16 protein-coding genes, 1 rRNA gene and 2 riboswitches are annotated in these 18,499 nt (G+C 46.0%); of the genes, 9 read left to right on the top strand and 8 right to left on the bottom strand.

All coding sequences use genetic code 11. The features are described from left to right. Positions 1 to 2: 2 nt before the first annotated feature. The 3 genes from thiE to EV690_RS15730 form a co-directional block, all read right to left on the bottom strand. Positions 3 to 1,520 (bottom strand): thiamine phosphate synthase, encoded by a 1,518-nt coding sequence (gene thiE, locus EV690_RS15740; protein WP_165872783.1) that lies wholly within the window; start codon positions 1,518 to 1,520, stop codon positions 3 to 5. Then, positions 1,513 to 3,426 carry a phosphomethylpyrimidine synthase ThiC gene (gene thiC, locus EV690_RS15735; protein WP_131913976.1) on the bottom strand — a complete coding sequence of 638 codons (1,914 nt, stop codon included), beginning with the start codon at positions 3,424 to 3,426 and terminating at the stop codon, positions 1,513 to 1,515. The genes thiE and thiC overlap by 8 nt, the downstream gene beginning before the upstream one ends. A gap of 83 nt (positions 3,427 to 3,509) precedes the next feature. Continuing rightward, positions 3,510 to 3,622: riboswitch (TPP riboswitch) on the bottom strand. Positions 3,623 to 3,741: 119 nt separating this feature from the next. Continuing rightward, positions 3,742 to 4,650: a 1,4-dihydroxy-2-naphthoate polyprenyltransferase gene (locus EV690_RS15730; RefSeq protein WP_131913975.1), complete on the bottom strand. Its 909-nt coding sequence runs from the start codon at positions 4,648 to 4,650 to the stop codon at positions 3,742 to 3,744. A gap of 117 nt (positions 4,651 to 4,767) precedes the next feature. On the opposite strand from EV690_RS15730, the gene EV690_RS15725 reads away from it, so the two are divergent. The 6 genes from EV690_RS15725 to menE all read left to right on the top strand — a co-directional run bounded on the left by EV690_RS15725 (position 4,768) and on the right by menE (position 11,882). Beyond that, on the top strand, positions 4,768 to 6,051 hold the full coding sequence (locus tag EV690_RS15725; protein ID WP_131913974.1) for an isochorismate synthase: 1,284 nt from the start codon (positions 4,768 to 4,770) through the stop codon (positions 6,049 to 6,051). Then, positions 6,044 to 7,738 carry a 2-succinyl-5-enolpyruvyl-6-hydroxy-3-cyclohexene-1-carboxylic-acid synthase gene (gene menD, locus EV690_RS15720; protein WP_131913973.1) on the top strand — a complete coding sequence of 565 codons (1,695 nt, stop codon included), beginning with the start codon at positions 6,044 to 6,046 and terminating at the stop codon, positions 7,736 to 7,738. The genes EV690_RS15725 and menD overlap by 8 nt, the downstream gene beginning before the upstream one ends. Next, positions 7,719 to 8,522: a 2-succinyl-6-hydroxy-2,4-cyclohexadiene-1-carboxylate synthase gene (gene menH / locus EV690_RS15715; RefSeq protein WP_131913972.1), complete on the top strand. Its 804-nt coding sequence runs from the start codon at positions 7,719 to 7,721 to the stop codon at positions 8,520 to 8,522. Before menD ends, menH begins: the two co-directional genes overlap by 20 nt. Before the next feature lie 105 nt (positions 8,523 to 8,627). Then, a complete protein-coding gene (gene menB / locus EV690_RS15710; RefSeq protein WP_131913971.1) occupies positions 8,628 to 9,482 on the top strand; it encodes a 1,4-dihydroxy-2-naphthoyl-CoA synthase in 855 nt (284 codons plus the stop codon). A gap of 8 nt (positions 9,483 to 9,490) precedes the next feature. Beyond that, positions 9,491 to 10,411, top strand: coding sequence for an o-succinylbenzoate synthase (gene menC / locus EV690_RS15705; RefSeq protein ID WP_131913970.1), 921 nt, complete (start codon positions 9,491 to 9,493; stop codon positions 10,409 to 10,411). A gap of 70 nt (positions 10,412 to 10,481) precedes the next feature. Then, the gene (gene menE / locus EV690_RS15700) at positions 10,482 to 11,882 is read left to right on the top strand and encodes an o-succinylbenzoate--CoA ligase (RefSeq protein WP_131913969.1); all 1,401 of its coding nucleotides are present in this window, start codon (positions 10,482 to 10,484) and stop codon (positions 11,880 to 11,882) included. Here the strand turns inward: menE and EV690_RS15695 are convergent. Continuing rightward, on the bottom strand, positions 11,830 to 12,063 hold the full coding sequence (locus EV690_RS15695) for a hypothetical protein (RefSeq protein WP_131913968.1): 234 nt from the start codon (positions 12,061 to 12,063) through the stop codon (positions 11,830 to 11,832). The genes menE and EV690_RS15695 overlap by 53 nt on opposite strands. Before the next feature lie 297 nt (positions 12,064 to 12,360). Further along, positions 12,361 to 13,014 carry a 3,4-dihydroxy-2-butanone-4-phosphate synthase gene (gene ribB / locus EV690_RS15690; RefSeq protein WP_131913967.1) on the bottom strand — a complete coding sequence of 218 codons (654 nt, stop codon included), beginning with the start codon at positions 13,012 to 13,014 and terminating at the stop codon, positions 12,361 to 12,363. Between the two features lie 98 nt (positions 13,015 to 13,112). Continuing rightward, a riboswitch (FMN riboswitch) is annotated at positions 13,113 to 13,265 on the bottom strand. Between the two features lie 164 nt (positions 13,266 to 13,429). On the opposite strand from ribB, the gene EV690_RS15685 reads away from it, so the two are divergent. Continuing rightward, the gene (locus EV690_RS15685; protein ID WP_131913966.1) at positions 13,430 to 13,630 is read left to right on the top strand and encodes a (2Fe-2S)-binding protein; all 201 of its coding nucleotides are present in this window, start codon (positions 13,430 to 13,432) and stop codon (positions 13,628 to 13,630) included. Here the strand turns inward: EV690_RS15685 and EV690_RS15680 are convergent. Then, the gene (locus EV690_RS15680; protein WP_165872782.1) at positions 13,627 to 15,270 is read right to left on the bottom strand and encodes a DUF342 domain-containing protein; all 1,644 of its coding nucleotides are present in this window, start codon (positions 15,268 to 15,270) and stop codon (positions 13,627 to 13,629) included. The two genes, EV690_RS15685 and EV690_RS15680, sit on opposite strands and share 4 nt — an antisense overlap. A 670-nt stretch (positions 15,271 to 15,940) precedes the next feature. On the opposite strand from EV690_RS15680, the gene EV690_RS15675 reads away from it, so the two are divergent. Beyond that, complete coding sequence (locus tag EV690_RS15675) at positions 15,941 to 16,804, top strand: EamA family transporter (protein ID WP_131913964.1); 864 nt, start codon at positions 15,941 to 15,943, stop codon at positions 16,802 to 16,804. Positions 16,805 to 17,001: 197 nt separating this feature from the next. Beyond that, positions 17,002 to 17,601, top strand: a complete 600-nt coding sequence (locus EV690_RS15670; protein WP_131914150.1) for a pentapeptide repeat-containing protein — start codon at positions 17,002 to 17,004, stop codon at positions 17,599 to 17,601. Positions 17,602 to 17,969: 368 nt separating this feature from the next. Here EV690_RS15670 and EV690_RS15665 read toward each other — a convergent pair whose 3' ends face one another. Together EV690_RS15665 and rrf are read right to left on the bottom strand one after the other, a co-directional pair. Continuing rightward, complete coding sequence (locus tag EV690_RS15665; RefSeq protein ID WP_131913963.1) at positions 17,970 to 18,185, bottom strand: DUF3820 family protein; 216 nt, start codon at positions 18,183 to 18,185, stop codon at positions 17,970 to 17,972. Positions 18,186 to 18,423: 238 nt separating this feature from the next. Then, positions 18,424 to 18,499 (bottom strand): 5S ribosomal RNA (rrf, locus tag EV690_RS18810); the annotation flags it as partial.

The raw sequence follows: 18,499 nt of genomic DNA, 5'->3' as shown, positions 1-18,499 counted from the left end.
TCCTACTCTCCTATGATGTCATTAAATTTAGCAATGGTCTCTAAATAAGCATGGCTTTGGCTAAGCGCACTCACCACCGCTAAACCATCAGCACCAGCCTCAATAACTGGCCGGGCGTTGTCAAGATCAATGCCTCCAATCGCCACAATCGGACAATCATCCACCAGCGTACAAAGCTGGCGAAATCGCGTTAATCCAAGCGCGGCACTTGGCATGACTTTGCTCTGGGTCGCAAAAACCTGTCCCATCGCCACATAACTGGGGTTAAGCGCTAGGGCGCGAAGCAACTCGTATTCACCATGGCTACTTACGCCCAGCCGTATTCCAGCACGGGCGATCGCTTCCAAGTCGACCGCATTTGCCGCGATATCCTCTTGCCCTAGATGCACACCATACGCCCCTGCTTCTATCGCTAGTTGCCAATAATCATTAATGAACAACTGGGCCCGATACTGCTTGGCTAACTGCACACTTTGAAAAATACAGTGCTTAAGAGCGGCTGGAGCCATCTCTTTGATACGCAGCTGCAGCGTGCGAACCCCCGCGTGCAACAGCTTCTCAACCCATTCAAAACAATCGACAAGCGGATAAAATCCGGGTTGTTCATCCAGACGGGCAAATGCAGTTTGCGGAGCAACTGGCCAGTTGGAAAGAGCGCTATAACGTCGCCCTATCTCAGTTTTCGATGACTCAATCACGGGATAATCTGCAAATTGGTCGGCTCGCCCCCAATGCGCCACAGCGCCGGGCAACGAGTTTTGCCCCACAGCAAGGCGTAAGCCGCGACTGATATAGGCTTTGCCCGCAACCACTGCATCAAACAGGGAATACCCATGCGCCAGCATTGCCGCGATAGCCGACGATAAACTACAACCCGTGCCATGACTATGCGCAGTGTCAATTCGGGGGGCAGATAATACGAGTTCGCTGCCAAAATGACACAACACATCCACACAACGCTCACCAAATGAACTATCACCACCTTTGGCTAGAACCGCACACTGGCAACGTTGCGCCAGTTGCTGGGCAGCCTTGACCAAATCTTCGGGCGAGTGGATTGAAGTATCAGTTAGCGTCATCAGCTCTGGGATGTTTGGCGTAATTAAATCAGCTTCAGCAAACAATCTATCAAATCGAGCGACTCGCTCAACATCCCCCAGATTGTAACCGCTACTACTAACTAAAACCGGATCGATCACGACTTTCAGATCCGGTTGTTGTCTCTTGAGCTGATGCAACGTTTGAGTTAACACATCTACCTGCTCTAAATTAGCCAACATGCCCACTTTAATCGCACACGGTTGCAACATGGCGATCGCATCAAACTGCAGTTTAAAAAAATCAACCGAACAGGGTTCAACCCCCAGCAACTGCTGGGAGTTTTGTGCAGTCAAGGCACTGATCACAACCGAAGGGGTGACATCAAAATCATGGGTAGTCAGCAAATCAGCGACAATACCAGCACCACCGCTAGAATCTTGACCGGCGATAATCCACATCAATGGTTTTTGCTTATTCATGGTCATCTCCTGAGGCGGCAGAGAGATAAATTTCACTCCCGTGGGCTCGAAATTGCCGAGATTTTTCTTGCAGTCCGCGCGCTTTCTCATCGCTTTTGGCAAGTTCTGTCACTGCTATTTCTTTCGAGTCAAAATGGGTTGTGCGGATCTCTTGAGAAATTTTCATCGAGCAAAATTTAGGACCACACATGGAGCAAAAATGAGCCGTTCGGGCAGATTGCTGCGGTAGTGTCGCATCATGGTAGCTGCGAGCGGTATCAGGGTCTAAAGCCAAATTGAATTGATCTTCCCAACGAAACTCAAAACGCGCGAGGCTCATTGCGTTATCGCGGATCTGGGCACCTGGATGCCCTTTGGCGAGATCGGCGGCGTGTGCCGCAATTTTATATGCAATCAGTCCCTGTTTCACATCATCTTTATCGGGTAATCCCAAATGTTCTTTGGGGGTGACATAGCAGAGCATGGCACAACCATACCAGCCAATCATCGCCGCACCAATGCCGGATGAAATATGATCATACCCCGGCGATATATCTGTCACCAATGGGCCCAGTGTATAAAACGGCGCTTCATTACAAACCTCCAGCTGCTTATCCATATTGGCTTTAATTAATTGCATTGGAATATGCCCCGGACCTTCGATAATTACTTGCACCTCATGCTGGCTGGCAATTTTGGCGAGTTCACCGAGCGTTTCAAGCTCGGCAAACTGAGCACGATCATTGGCATCCGCTACCGAACCAGGACGCAATCCATCTCCCAAACTCAGGCTCACGTCATAGCGCTGACAGATCTGACAAATCTCAGCAAAATGGCTATAAAGAAAGTTCTCTTGATGATGCGCCAAACACCACTTAGCCATGATAGAGCCGCCACGAGAAACAATCCCCGTCACTCTTGAGGTTGTCAGAGGAATATGAGCTAAACGTAAGCCGGCATGAATCGTGAAATAATCGACCCCTTGTTCAGCCTGCTCGATCAGTGTATCCCGAAACATCTCCCAATTGAGATCCTCAGCCACACCATTTACTTTTTCCAAAGCCTGATACACCGGAACCGTACCGATAGGCACCGCGCTATTGCGAATAATCCATTCACGAGTTTCATGAATATGTCGGCCTGTCGATAAATCCATGACCGTGTCAGCGCCCCAGCGAGTTGCCCAGACCAGTTTTTCAACCTCTTCTTCAATGGAAGAGCTCACCGCTGAATTGCCAATATTCGCATTGACCTTGACCAGAAAATTGCGCCCGATGATCATCGGTTCGCACTCTGGATGATTAATATTTGCGGGAATTATCGCCCGTCCCCGCGCCACTTCTGAGCGTACAAATTCGGCGGTGATGACATCTGGAATTGCCGCCCCAAAAGATTCACCAGCATGCTGCTGCAAGAGAACATCTTGACGAGCTTTATCGCGTGCGCAATTTTCACGAATGGCAATATATTCCATCTCCGGCGTAATAATTCCGGCTCGCGCATAATGCAGCTGTGTCACCACATGCCCAAGTTTGGCTCGTATGGGTAAGGCTTTATTGGTAAAGCGAATCGCATCAAACCCCTGATTTTCATCTCGCTGACGCGTATACAAGGAGCTCTTTTGCATCAGTGGTTCACAATCGGCACGTTCATCAATCCAATTCTGGCGAATTCGAATGAGCCCCTTACGCACATCAATCTGTGCATCCGGATCACCATAACTTCCGGATGTATCGTATACGCAGACTGCTTGATTCGGCCGCGAGCCTTGCTCAGTAACCGTTGGGGTTAGTGTAATCTGACGCATCGGCACGTTTAAATCGGCTCGGGAACCGCGCACATAAACCTTTTGCGATTGAGGGAAAGACTGTCCTTGCAAGTTATGAATAAACTGCTCGGCTGACTGGCGTTGTTTTCTTTGATTCATGACAGGGCCTCGAATAGTTAAAAAGAGGCTTGCCGGGGAGTATCGATAGAGGGAAATAGCGCCAGCAGAACACTGTTGTAGCGACTATTTTCACACTTGTTCCCTTCGCAGGCATTACCCTGATCAGGTGATACGGATCCGCTGCAACCAAATGGGGTTGCAACGTCTCAGCCTTATGGCACTCCGACAAGTATTTCTTGAGTTTACTGGGCACTGAATAAAAAATTCAGCTTAGACCACAGCAGCTTTAGTATAAAAACTTTCTAATAAAGCTCAACCGATATGTCACGAAATCACTCAATTTACCCAGTTAGATTAAAGCGGATGCATGCTTATTAATAACCCAACGGACAAAGTGACATTAGCCAAAAGGGAGAGTTTGGCCGTTGTTTTTAACAAGCCATCTAGAATTTTCGGATCCTGACTGCGATAAACGGTCCAACCCGATTTGACCAGTGGAATAGCCGCCAATAAGACCAAATACCCCGCATAACCATGGACTTCACTGACAAAAATGACAAATGCCACCAGCGCGCCAACCACGAGCAATTGATGATAAATACGCGCCAAATGAGCCCCTAAACGCACCGCCAAGGTATTTTTGCCAGCCGCTTTATCCGGTTCTAAGTCACGAATGTTATTAATATTTAGAACCGCAGCAGAAAGTAAGCCACTGGCGATCGCTGGCAGCCAAACTGAACGCTCTAATGCCCCTGTGTGCAGATAATAACTACCCGCGACGCCAAGCAGACCAAAAAATAAAAACACGCTGACATCGCCAAAACCGCGATAGCCATATGGCATTTTGCCCATAGTATAAGTAATTGCAGCTATCACTGCCGCCACCCCTAGCCCAATAAAACAAGCCCAAGCACGCCAGTTCTCCCCTAAGCTAACAGTCAATAGTGCCAATCCTGAAACCATAGCCAAAATCGCACAGATGATAACTGCCTTTTTGACACTGGCGGCACTCAATGCTCCCGATTGAATCGCTCGCGCTGGTCCAACCCGAGTTTCATTGTCAGTACCATGTACTGCGTCACCATAATCGTTGGCAAAGTTAGATAGAATCTGTAATAACAATGCAGTGCTCATCGCTAAGATAAACACGCTGGTTTTAAAGCCATGATGATAAGCAGCCAAGGCGCTGCCCAATATAATCGAAGCAGTTGCCAGCGGCAGCGTCCGCAAGCGCATCGCTTCAATCCAAGTTGAAATAACCATAACCCCACCTTTGTGAGCATCGAAATTGTTTTGCATCAAATAGCTTACAGATCCTTCTGATAAGCTTTGCTGTCATCGACAAGAGCGTCGCTATTGTCATCATAGAGGATCTTAGCTATGTTAATGATTGATCCAAAACAACTTGACCGAGCTATCTGGGGCAAACAAGAAAATAAACTGCCAACAATGCAATCGATCAAGTTTCCAGTAAAAGTCCACTCGGCCTTAGGCTGGTTAGCAGCACAATCAGATATGTATAAAGGGTATTGGCAAGATCGAGAAGGTGAAAAAGTATGTTATTTGGGCGCCTTAATAAAAATAACTTCATTAAGCGATATTTCTAGCTATTTAGCACAGTACCCTGAGCAGCGCTTTTATGGCGGTGTCACCTTTGACCAAACCCAGCCACAATGGCCAGGATTTCCCGCGTGCCAGTTTATTTTGCCGCAGATAGAGCTGCGGTTGAATGACGATGAGCAGTGGTTATATATTCACAACTGGCAATCCATGAGCGCCGAGCAACGAATCGCAACATTAAAGTCGCTACGTTCAGAAACCAAATTACGCTGGCAATCGCCCCAGTTTAAACTAGTCGCTCAGCATCCCAGCCAGCCGATGTGGCACTCACTGGTCAACTCAGTGACCCAAGCGGACGCGCTCAAAGCTTGCCCCAAAGTGGTTTTAGCCAGACAAAGTATTTATCAGGCAAATGAGCATATTAATGCTCTGGCCCTGCTGGAACAATGGCAGCAATTGCAACCGGATAACTACGCCTTTTACCTCTCAAACCAACCGGATCAGAGCTTCTTTGGTGTCCCCCCAGAGCGACTTTATCAACGTTTAGGGCAATCGCTTGCAACAGAAGCTCTGGCAGGAACAGGCCAATCGAGCGAGCAACAACATACCCGTGCCAAATTAGGGCAAAAACTGCTGCATGACACCAAAAACAATCATGAAAATCAGTTTGTTGCCGATGCAATTTATCAGGCATTAACCTCGATGAGTCAGAACATTCAGATTGCCCCCATGCAGCTGGTTGAACAACGTCATCTACAACATCTTTGTCAAAAAATAACGGCCCAATTACATCCTCACACCACCGATACCGACTTACTGACTGCGCTTCATCCGACCCCTGCGGTGGCAGGCCTGCCAAGAGTGAAAGCGCAGCATTATCTAGCAGAGCACGAACCATTCGATCGCGGTTGGTATGCGGGGGCAGTCGGTTTTATTAGCCAAAAGAAAAGTGATTTTACCGTTGCGATTCGCTGCGCTCATCAAAACCAGCAGCAGCTCTCAGTTTATGCTGGAGCAGGCATTGTAAAAGGTTCCGAGGCGCAAAGTGAATGGCAGGAACTGCAACGCAAAAGTGCCACGATCCAAGGATTATTAAATGTTTGACCCTGTTTGCGATAATCTCAATTTACTCTGGGCTCGGTTGTTAATCGAGGAATGTACTCGTCTGAATATTCAAGATGTCTGCATTGCTCCGGGCTCAAGAAGTGCCCCCTTAACGATAGCCTGTGCGCATCATGCAAAATTGCGTTGTCATACGCATTTTGATGAGCGCGGTTTGGGATATATGGCACTAGGAATGGCGAAAGCTAGCGACCATCCCGTCTTGGTCATCTGTACATCGGGTACAGCCGTGGCCAATCTCTATCCGGCATTTATTGAAGCGGCTCAAACCGGTGTTTTACTGCTAATTGCCTGTGCCGATCGCCCTGATGAACTGCTCAACTGCGGGGCCAATCAAGCCATCTCGCAGCCTGGCATATTTGCTCATTATCCTGTTGCAGAAGTGGCTCTGCCTGCCCCTGACGAACATTTTCCAGCTCGGGCCTTACTCGGCAAACTCGATGACTTAGTCGCCCAAATGCGCTCGCAACAAGGCCCCGCATTATTAAATTGCCCTTTTCGAGAACCTTTTTATCCGCACAGTCAAGCCATCGATTTTTCAGCTTATTTAGCAGATGTTGAGCACTGGCTTAGCCATGATCAACCCCTTAACTGTTTTACTCCATCGCTGACCGGACAAGTACGCACGCCTTCTTGGCCGCCCGCAGAACAGACCAAAGTACTTATCATTTTAGGGGCGATGGATGCCGATCAGGCAAACGCGGTATTAAATTGGGCAAAAAATACCGGTTGGCCAATCATGGCAGATGTCCAGTCCCAAGTCGCTGGCTCGAGTAGGGTGATCAGCGCCGTTGACCTTTTATTGCGTCATTCAAAATTAGCCTCGTCCCAATTTGACTTGATCATTCAGTTTGGCGGCCGCTTAGTCAGTAAAATCCTCGGACAATGGCTGAACACTCAAACCGGTGAATATTATCAGATTGAACCCCGGGGGAAGCGGCTTGATCCGAACTGGCAGACCACTCACCGCTTTTATGCTGATGCTAAAAGCTGGATTAACGCCCACCCAGCACCCAGCTATCAACTTGACGATGCCATGCACTGGCTCCAAGCCCAACAACAATTACCAATCCCCCAAGGCGATGACGAGTTGGCAATGGTCGCCACATTGGCCACACTGATCCCGACTCAAAGCGCGTTGATGCTGGGCAACAGTTTAGCAATTCGTCATATGCAGCTGGTTGCCAACCACCTTCCCAAAGCACTCAACATTTATACCAACCGGGGCTGTTCAGGAATTGATGGATTGCTAGCAAGTGGTTGCGGTATTGCCCAATACGCAGCGGTTACAACCGTTTTATTAGGCGATACTTCTCTATTGCATGATCTGAACTCGCTGGCTCTGGCCAGAACGACTCGCACAACGCTTATAATTTGCGTGATAAATAACGACGGAGGCGGTATCTTTGAACTATTGCCAGTACCTACACAAAATCATCTGGCAAGAGATTATTACCAATTGCCCCATGGCATTGAATTTCGGGCAGCGGCTGTGCAATTTGGGATAAACTATCAACGCGTTATTAATCCCAGCACTTTGAGTACAGCGTATGAACAAGCATTACAACAAGGTGGAACACATTTGTTGGAAATTTTAAGTGAGCCAGGGGCGGCCAGCAAAGCGATCCACCGATTAGGAGAACAGGTGCGTGAACTCTCTTCACTTTAGCGTCAAAGGATCCAAGACTAATCCAGCACTGGTTTTTCTGCATGGCTTTATGGGCAATAACAGTGATTGGGGATACATCACTTCAGCATTAAGTGATCAATACTACTGCATTAGTGTGGATCTGCCAGGTCACGGGATGAGTCAAGCACTCAAACCCGATGTTCGCCATGGATTCCGCCAAGTGCATCGTTTATTAGAACATACGTTGAAACATTTAGGAGTCCGCGAATATTCGCTGGTCGGATATAGCATGGGCGGGAGATTGGCCGCTTTTCATGCCAGTTTAAAACCCAAGGGGCTCAGAGCTGTCATTTTAGAATCGGCGCATTTGGGACTTAACGACGAAGCGCAAAAAAACATCCGACTCGACCGTGATAAAAAATGGGCAACACGGCTGCGCCAAGAATCGTTTGAGCAAGTTCTGCAAGATTGGTATCAGCAACCTATTTTTGCCAATTTAAGCGAGCTGGAACGTCAACATCAAATTGAGATTAAACGTCAATACGATCCTAAGCCTTTAGCCGCGATGCTTGAAGCCACCAGCCTGGCTCGCCAGATTGAACTCAGTGAGAAGCTGGCCAAACTTCAGTTTCCCATTGCCCTAGTGGTCGGCAACGAAGATACCAAATTTGCGACCCTTGCCGAAGAGTTATTAGGTAAGCTTAAACAGGCCAAGCGCTATCAAATCGCTGGCGCAGGACACAATACTCATGTCGCCAAACCCGAGGAGTTCATAGCGATTGTTCGGCAATTTTTAGGTGAGTCTGAGCTCCCCCATAAATAAATAGTTTGGTTCGGAGCAGGTAACGCGATTAATTGATGGATATCAATTACCTATTTAGTGATTACTGTCAGGCTTAAGCTCTCGACGTAATCTCAAGAGGTTTGTATGCCTATCTATACATCAGAGGATCTGAATGCGCCAGTTCAATGGCAAGATGTCAGCGACGCTTATCAAGACATCCGTTATCATAAATCCGCCTGTGGAATTGCCAAAATAACCATCAACCGCCCTCAGGTTCGTAATGCTTTTCGTCCTCAAACCGTGAAGGAGATGATTCAAGCGTTAAGTGATGCTCGCTATGATTCCAACGTTGGTGTCGTTATTTTTACGGGTGAAGGTGATTTAGCATTTTGTAGTGGTGGTGATCAAAAAATTCGTGGCGATAGTGGCTATAAAGATGACAGCGGTATTCATCATCTTAATGTTCTAGATTTACAACGGGACATTCGAACTTGCCCCAAACCAGTAGTGGCAATGGTCGCCGGTTACGCTGTGGGAGGCGGGCACGTTTTACATATGATGTGTGATTTAACCATCGCAGCTGATAATGCTCAATTTGGCCAAACTGGGCCACGAGTGGGTTCCTTCGATGGGGGTTGGGGCGCCAGCTACATGGCACGTTTAGTCGGCCAGAAAAAAGCCCGTGAAATTTGGTTTTTATGCCGAATGTATGACGCCCAGCAAGCCCTCGATATGGGTTTAGTCAATACCGTTGTGCCTTTAGCCGATCTTGAAAAAGAAACCGTGAAGTGGTGCCGAGAAATGCTACGCAATAGCCCTATGGCTCTGCGCTGTTTGAAAGCGGCGCTCAATGCCGACTGTGATGGTCAAGCCGGATTACAAGAGTTAGCGGGTAACGCAACGATGCTATTTTATATGACCGATGAAGGTCAGGAAGGACGCAACGCGTTTAACGAACATCGGGCCCCCGATTTCACCCGTTTTACCCGTAATCCGTAGACACGCCCATGCATCACTGGCAGGTAAAAATCTGGTTATATCGGCAACATTGGCATTGTCCATGGGATCCCCAGCAATCCATTCGCCGTGGCCTCTATCTGCAACTACAACATCCTGAAGGTAGTTGCAGTTGGGGCGAAATTGCCCCCCTGCCAGGCTTTAGCTCGCACACTCTTAGCGAGAGTTTCCAACAGCTGACGGATTTTTTAGAGCATCGGCATGACGCTTCTCTTCGCTCAGCAGCAACCTATTGGGGGATTCAATGTGCCAAAGAACAGCGCCCCCAAGCAGAACCTGACTCGTTAAACCAGCGATACCCACTCTTGCAGGGCGATGAGCAAGCCATTTTAAGTTATCTTGAGCAATATCCAGGCCCCCTGACGCTAGCCAAATTAAAAGTGGCCCGACGAGCACTCACCGAGGAGGTGTCACTCATCGCGCATATTAATCAAGCTTATCCGCAGCTTAAATTACGTCTGGATGCCAATGGCCACTGGAACTATCAGCAAGCGGAGTCTTTTCTAGCTCAGATCAATACCGCCAACCTTGCCTATTTAGAGCAGCCCTGCGCTAGCTTAGCTGACTGCTTAAAACTGGCTAAAGCAGATGTTCCAATTGCGTTGGATGAATCACTCCAACACCAACGCATCGATGCACAGACATTAGCCAATATTCAAACACTGGTGCTCAAACCAACATTACTTGGCAAGAATACCGATTACTATCTGCAAATTGCCAAAACGCTTAACATTCCCATCAGTATCAGCTCTAGCTTTGAAAGCCGCTTAGGACTTTTGCAGTTGAAGAGTTTAGCCAATCAATACGGTGATCTTTATCCGGGGTTGGATACTTTGCGCTACTTTTCACACAAGCAAGTGACTCGCCTCATTTATTTTCGCCAATTTGCCGACAATCCCCTGCTTTATTGATCCATTTAAAAAACACCTTTAATTAACAACGGCATACTTCAATCATCGATTACTCAAGTTGTACCCTGGCATGTCAACAACCACTGTCTCTCCGCTGTTCAAACAGTTACAGGAAAATCCGCTGGCACCATTTATCTATACGCCAGAACAAACCATTAGCTACCAGATGACCTGCCACTGGGTAAGCTCATTAATCCAACAGTTACGGCAAGCCGATATTCCCCCTCAGGCTCGGATCGGTTGGATTGTAGACAACCCTCTACACAGCGTATTGCTGCAGTTGGCATGCTTACATGGCAACTGGATCTATTGTGCAGTCAGTCCACATCTTCGCGCTCAGGCATTGCAACAAGCAATGCAGACAATTGATGCCGATGTCATGATTACTTCCACAGCCTTAGATAACTGCGCGACGCTCACGCTCGACTGGCAATACCAAGAGGCAGACATTATTCTTCAACCACGCTGCGCTTTTAACCAGTGGGTCGACATGATTCTGACTTCGGGAAGTAGTGGTGAGCCCAAAGCAGTTATTCATAGCTGGCAGAATCTCTATTACAGTGCTATCGGCAGTCAGGCGCGAATTCAACTGAGTCAGGGAGACTGCTGGCTGGCTTCCCTGCCACTCTTTCATGTGGGGGGACAGGCGTTAATTTATCGGGCACTACTATGTGGGGCGAGCATCGCGCTTAGTTTTGATTCATTAGAGAAGACGCTTGGTCGCTTTCCAATTACTCATTTATCCTTAGTTCCAACCCAGCTCTATCGGTTGCTCAAGCAGGAAAACTTTCACAGCAATGTTCTTCACTTAAAACATATCTTAATTGGTGGAGGGCCATGCAATGAAACCCAATTGCAGGCTACATTAAACCGTGGATTTATCGCTTATATGAGCTATGGCAGCTCGGAAATGAGTTCCCAAGTTGCCACTCGCGTCGTTGGTCAAGGACAGGGAGCGGGTACCCTTTTACCTTATCAAGAGGTAAAAATTAACACCAATCATGAAGTCCTTCTTAGAGGATTGACACTCTCGCCGGGATATTTCAAGGCAGGAAAGCGGGTTCCTTTGAGTGATGAACAAGGATGGTTTCATAGTGGTGATTGCGGTGATTACATTGATAATCAGCTCGTGATTCATGGCCGATTGGATCAAATGTTTATTTGTGGGGGAGAAAATATACAACCGGAAGAGATCGAAATGGCTCTATTGAACCATCCGCAAATTATTGCAGCCACAGTGGTTGCAATAGCCGATGAAGAATACGGTAAACGTCCCGTTGCTTTTATAAAAAGCAACGATACATTAACTCGTGCGAGTCTAGATGATTTTCTGAAACCGAAACTTTCGGCTTTTAAACGGCCTGTCTATTACTTTGAACAGCCTAAACAGGCCGGGTTAAAAGTTCAAAGAACGCAGCTTATTCGTTGGTTGAATCAGCTAACTGACTATTCCAGCGTTGAAATTCAGTGATAGAGATCCATCCCTGTTGATATGCGTGAGACAGTGCACTCCGTGATAATTCCTGATCAGATTCTTTTTCTTGAATGATAAATTGACAATCTGTATTAAAAAAACGCTCGCGAGCTTTGAGATAGCGATCAACAAAACCACTTTCCGCAAAACTTAACGCAGCAGAATGATTCACTTGCATAGCATTCCTCGACAAAAAGTAAACGCAATTTCAATTAACCACGTTTGTATATATTGTGCAAGCTTTTAACGATGTTTCATGCAATATAAGGCCCTCTCAGATAAAAAAGCATCACAAGAGTTGAATCATGTGCATATTGGCCGTTGACTACCACTCTTTTAATAACAGACTCAAAAGCAAGCCGGCCACAAAGAGAGGGATTCGGATAAAAATATAAAAAGCCGATATCAGAGAGATACATCGGCTTTAAAAATGACGAAACACTTAAATGTTCAAGAGCAAAGCTCTGTTTATCACCTAACTCGCTTTTGCTTCTAATTGCTGACGGTACTCAACAATATCTTCAATCGACAAAACCACCATCTGCTGTTTGTGGGCAAACGCGACAATCTCCGGCAAACGAGCCATAGTGCCATCTGGATTGGTAATCTCAGCCAAGATACCATAAGGTTTCAAACCTGCCAGAAGCATTAAATCAACCGTTCCTTCGGTATGACCACGGCGGGCAAAGACGCCTCCCGGATGAGCCCGCAGGGGAAAGACATGGCCGGGACGCACCAAATCAGTCGGTTGGCAGTCATCGGCTATTGCGGTTTTAATCGTGGTCACGCGATCGGCAGCTGAAACGCCGGTGGTTACCCCTTCCTTGGCCTCGATGGTCACTGCAAAAGCGGTTTGGTTATGGTTGGTATTATGTTCTACCATTGGCGGTAGCTGTAACTGTTTTAAACGCTCATCTGGCATACACAGGCAGACAATGCCGCTACTTTCGCGGATCATCAACCCCATCTGGGCGGGTGTAATACGCTCAGCGCTATAAATCAGATCCCCTTCGTTTTCTCGATCTTCATCATCAACCACTAATACACCTTGCCCATCACGTAGAGCTGCTAGTGCTGTTTCAACCCGTTCAATTGCGTTCCCAAAAGAAGCTAAAAGATTCTGACTCATGTTCATTCCTTCAAAAAAAATTTGAGTCAGGGCATAAAGAGACAGCGGTATCCACCGCTAGAAAGCATTCTTGAAAAAGAATAGCTCCGAGGTATGTGTCTGCTTCTCTCTCATCCGGACTATAACCGTCGGCCTTGGAATCACACCAAGTCTGCTGACCTTTATGCAAAAAAACATAAAGCGCTCGCGGGCTTAATATCTATTGATATATTACCGCCGGTGGGGACTTCCACCCCGCCCTGAGAATATCTGTTAAATTACTCGATAATGGTAAGACGATCGGCGATGTCACGCAAATAATCTTTGAGACAATTTGTGAAAAATCAAAAGAAATATAAAGATTGCCTACAATAATTGCTAATGAGAATAGTTTTTATTAAAATTAAGCTGTGAATTGCAAAAAGGGGGACTCAAGATGTTTGTCTGTATATGTCAAGGTGTAACCGATAGCCAGATCCGTCAGGCCGTTAACGAAGGCAAGACTTCACTTGCCCAGATACAACAGCATCTGCATGTTGCGCAGCATTGTGGGCGATGTACTCAGGCGACAAAAACGATTATTCGTCAGGAAATCGAAAAACTGGCACAGCAAGCCGACTTCTACGAAGTCGCTTAGAGCGGCTCAAATTTCAATTCACCTTCACTAAATACGGCTTGGCTAGGACCATACACCCGTTCACTGACTACTTCTTGTCCAGCCAGTTTAAAATGAACATTGGGGTAGATATGCTTTTTAGCAATAAATCGGCTATGACTTAAATAAGCCTCAATCGCCTTTTCGATTTCCTCTATTTCTGTTTCAGCTTGGGCCATTAACACGTGATCATGTTGAATCGTCGCAGCGACTTTATTCTGCATCGCAATCCGTTTCTCTTCTTCGGGGATCTTGGCACTGGCGATTTGCACCTCCATCAGTTCATCTAGACGAAATTGAATTTTTTCACAACGCTGCTGCAATGCTTTACGCCGTTCGTACAACCGCTCGTATTCACCCTCAACCAGTATATAAGTATTTGTCCCGGCTTCACTGCCAACGTTCACCGATTCTAAACGCTCCCCGACATTAAATTCGCCACCGACCAATAATCCTCTATATCCTTTTTCGTCCCCGACAAAAACACTCTGTAAAGAACGCACTAAACAATGGCTAAGCTCGCGAGTAATGTTGATATCTTTCCCGGCACTCAGTTGGCTATATTGGGCATTGCGGGCATGAATACTGCCATCAGCCTTAAGTACACACGAAATCTGCCCATTTGGACGTCGATGACCAATGATCCCTTTTTCAACTAAGATATCGCCCCCCGATTTAAGATACGCTGAATCAACATAACCCAGCACATGAATGTCGCCCCGGGCGGTCACTCTCATCTCTTCTCGTACATCGCCACTGATCACAATAGAACCAGCAAAATCAATATGCCCAGTTCCAACATTCACCTCTTTCATCGCCAATACTTCATCGACACGCATCCCGTGTTCAATTTCCATCGGCAATCCCACATCCGCAGCAATTAACAGATTTGGGTCATCCGGACAGATTATTGTTCGCTCTCCGGCCACAAGCGCAGCATCTTCACCAGAAATACTGGGGAGGACTTCTCCGTATACATTTTTGCCATCTTTGCCCTGAGAATGAGGCAGTTTACGCATTAATTCATCGCCAGCACGAACAGAACACATCTGCCCTAAATCGCGCATGTCAACGCGATTTTTATCTATCGGTTGAGGTTGCAACAAGCGCTCTTTGGGAGTCGAGACAAGCCGTTTGAACCGTGCGTTACGTCCATTTTCAGCCGGTCTACCGACCGCGATGATCTCCTCCATCCGAATCCCAGGATCAGCGGCAGCCGCCGCTTTTAAAAACTGCAGCGTGCGCTGTGTCTGTAAGCCAAAACTGACTTTCGCTTCATGTAATTTATCAATGAGTTTCGGCAAACCAATGTGTTTCCCACCCTGAGCGGTAATCAAAACCGCCTTAACGGTCATCGCATCATCAGCAATAGCCAGTTCTATAGTTGCATCTATACGCTCTGCAATGACAAAGGGCACATCCTGTGAGTGGCCATCTTGAGTGCGATTCACATATTCAACTAAATGCTGGACTGCTTTTTGATGAATGCAGCAATCGGCATAATTCGACAATGCCAAACTGGCCAGAATGTCATCTGGCGATAAGGGAGCAATAAGTGTGGAAGGCGTCAATCCGACATGACGCTGGTCATCCATTAGAACGAAATCATCTGGTTTGATCATACGTACAACTGGATCCAAAGCCATTAATTGTCAAACATCACTACAGCAAAATTTATCAATAATGGCAAATACCTAAGCATCAATAAGTTAGCTGTATCATATTTTCTAAGATTATTATTAATAACGGCTAATAGCGAAATAACTTTAATTATTATCTAGAGTTATTTGCTTCCCCCTCGGCCATGCAACATTGACGACTCCCATCAAGCAGTTTACCAATAATCGTCACTTCAATTTGTTTGAACTCTGATAAAAACACCACCATCTGGAAATCGCCCGCCATCAAATTTAACTTATTGATATATTTGGTTAATTCAAGTATCACCTAGCAATCTCTAACACCAATTGAGTCACCATCGTTCACTAAGCTGGCAGCTTGGTAAGAAATGGCCTTTTTCCTTTAAAGTCAGACCTACTTTTTCACCGCTCATAGGCGGATTCACAATGAATGATATACAGCTATAAACGAGGACATCCCACGCCACATCCTCATCCTCTATTTCAACCACTATGATTAACAAGACTCACGGTTAATACTAACAAAAAAGATTAGAACAAATTTTAATCATTTGTAATTTTTATATTTTATTGTTATTTACTATTGGAGAGAACAGCTTGCTGGCTTAAACTAGAGAGCAATAATTAAATACTGTTACGGACTCTAAGCTATATGCCATTACTTTTACTTGTCACCGCGGTTTGGGCTTTCTCGTTTAGCCTGATCGGTGTGTATCTATCGGGTCAGGTTGATGCCTGGTTTTCGGTATGGATACGTATTGCACTGGCTACTTTGGTTTTTCTGCCATTTTTGAGATTAAAGAATGTGTCATTTCAACTAGCTGTGAAATTGATGCTAATCGGTGCTATACAGCTTGGGGTGATGTATGGCTTTTATTACCAATCGTTTCTCTACCTATCCGTGCCTGCAGTGCTGCTATTTACAGTCTTAACGCCAATGTATGTCACATTGTTTAACGACTTAATGGATAAGCATCTCAATCGGCAGTTCTTCATTACTGCTTTTTTAGCCACAATTGGAGCCATTGCGATTCGCTATCAGCATATCGATGGAAACTTTATTCGAGGATTATTAATGGTTCAGGGAGCAAACATCAGCTTTGCTCTAGGGCAAGTGGCCTATAAACGTTTAGTTGAAAAACAAGTCGCTCATATTCCCCAAAAAAGTTTCTTTGGTTGGTTTTTCATTGGTGCCTTAATCACGGCTAGTATTGGCTACTTACTCTGGGGCCATTCTGACAAACTACCGCACACTACCGAGCAATGGAGCATCTTAATCTACCTTGGGGTGATTGCCTCTGGCTGGGGATATTTTGCGTTCAACAAAGGAGCGACGCAAGTTAACGTTGGAGCTTTGGCTATTATTAATAATCTTCTGATTCCCGCAGGGATCTTAGTCAACCTTGTAATCTGGAACCACAATGCCGACATTCTGCGCCTAAGCATTGGTGGAATCATTATCGTCATGGCGCTGATAGTCAACCAGCGCCTGTCAAAACGATTTGCCAGGGCTTAAGACAAAAGCGAGGCTATATAGGTAGCCTCGTAACCCGCCATCCATCATATGCCATAGCAACTTCAGTAAACACTAAACCGACAACTATTTTTTCCTAAACTTATGCGTTATGATCGAAATGCCCTTGAAGGGGTTCTTTAAGTATATCGAGTGTGACCTTTGCGCTAACCAAAATTAAGCAAGAGATGCGGGATATGATGGAACCTTGGAATAATGGTGAACAATATTTAGAACATTCCTTCGATAAACTACAACTTTCAGAACGTTGCTTTAAAGATATTGAGTTCGAAGAATGCCTGTTTAGCGATTGTGATCTATCTGGCGTGCAGTTCCAACACTGTAAGCTTATCAACTGCAAATTTGAGCGGTGTAACCTCAGTGTGGCTCATTTCCCCAATAGTTACTTGTTTGGTGTATCATTTCAAGATAGTAAATTAGTTGGTATCGATTGGACAAAAGCTGTTTGGCCAATCTATCACCGAGATTTTGAGCTTAAGTTTCAACGTTGCATCATGAACGACAGTTCCTTTTTTGGACTCACCTTAAATGAGCTCGTTTTAGATGAATGTAAGTTGCACGATGTTGACTTTCGAGAAGGGGATTTTACTGGTTCGACAATGAATGCCTGCGACTTTACACATAGTTTGTTCATGCATACGAACTTACAAGATGTCGATTTTAGCGAATCAACCAACTACGCAATTCATATCTTAGACAATCAGGTGCAAGGAGCCAAATTCACGCGATATGAAGCCTTGAATCTATTAGAATATTTAGGAATAGAATTGCTCGATTAGCATTTATAGCCCAGCCAAACTAACTCATTGCCACCCATTTGGCCTATGTGCTTGTTCCAACTGCGCAAATTTTAATTTTCTACCATTATAAAGATTTCGATACCCTAGAACACCATCGTCAGTGTCATCATCAATAGTGACGACAGTGCGGCGCAGTTCGATTGCAATAATTTTGGTCGGCAGCCGTCTTATGAAAGCGATAGCTAATACTACTCTCGATCAATCAGATTGAGCATCCCAACAAAATGACTAGTCAGTGTATTTCAATCTATTCTAATATCCGAAGCCAATGCGAAGAGCTTCATCCCATCAACGTAGTCACCAGATCAAACGGTATCACTATAGAGCAAATCGCTTGAGAGCTCAGATCATTGCGCTTTTAATGGCTTGACCAGACTATCTAGCCCTTCAATCTTAAGCTCTAGACACAACTGCATTAGCTGCCCCAGCTCGCCTTCTGGGAAGCCCTTTTTCTCAAACCACAATAGATATTCATCAGGAAGGTCAATTAAAAAACGCCCAGCATATTTCCCAAAGGGCATTTTAACTCGTGCCAATTTAACAAGATTCTCTTTGCTTAGCATAACCTGCTAATATCTCCCAAAAGCGTCATAACCACCATTCATCTTATCAGAATTAACCAACTACCAAAGATCATTAAGAGAAACAGAGATCTTCCGGACTAGCAAACCATCAGTCCAAGAATTCTTTTATGACAGCGACAGGCATGGCAGTGTCCTGTCAATCAACAGCAATCCGTGACAGGGACCCGAATCCCACCCATAAAAAAAGCCCCATCCAATGGATGGGGCTCAATTCGAAGCCTGGCAGTGACCTACTTTCACATGGGGAAACCCCACACTATCATCGGCGCTGTTGCGTTTCACGTCTGAGTTCG

This window comes from Celerinatantimonas diazotrophica (assembly GCF_004339545.1).
Lineage (GTDB): Bacteria > Pseudomonadota > Gammaproteobacteria > Enterobacterales > Celerinatantimonadaceae > Celerinatantimonas > Celerinatantimonas diazotrophica.
Note: the sequence above shows the minus strand (reverse complement) of the source record. Positions and strands in the feature narration are given on the sequence as shown.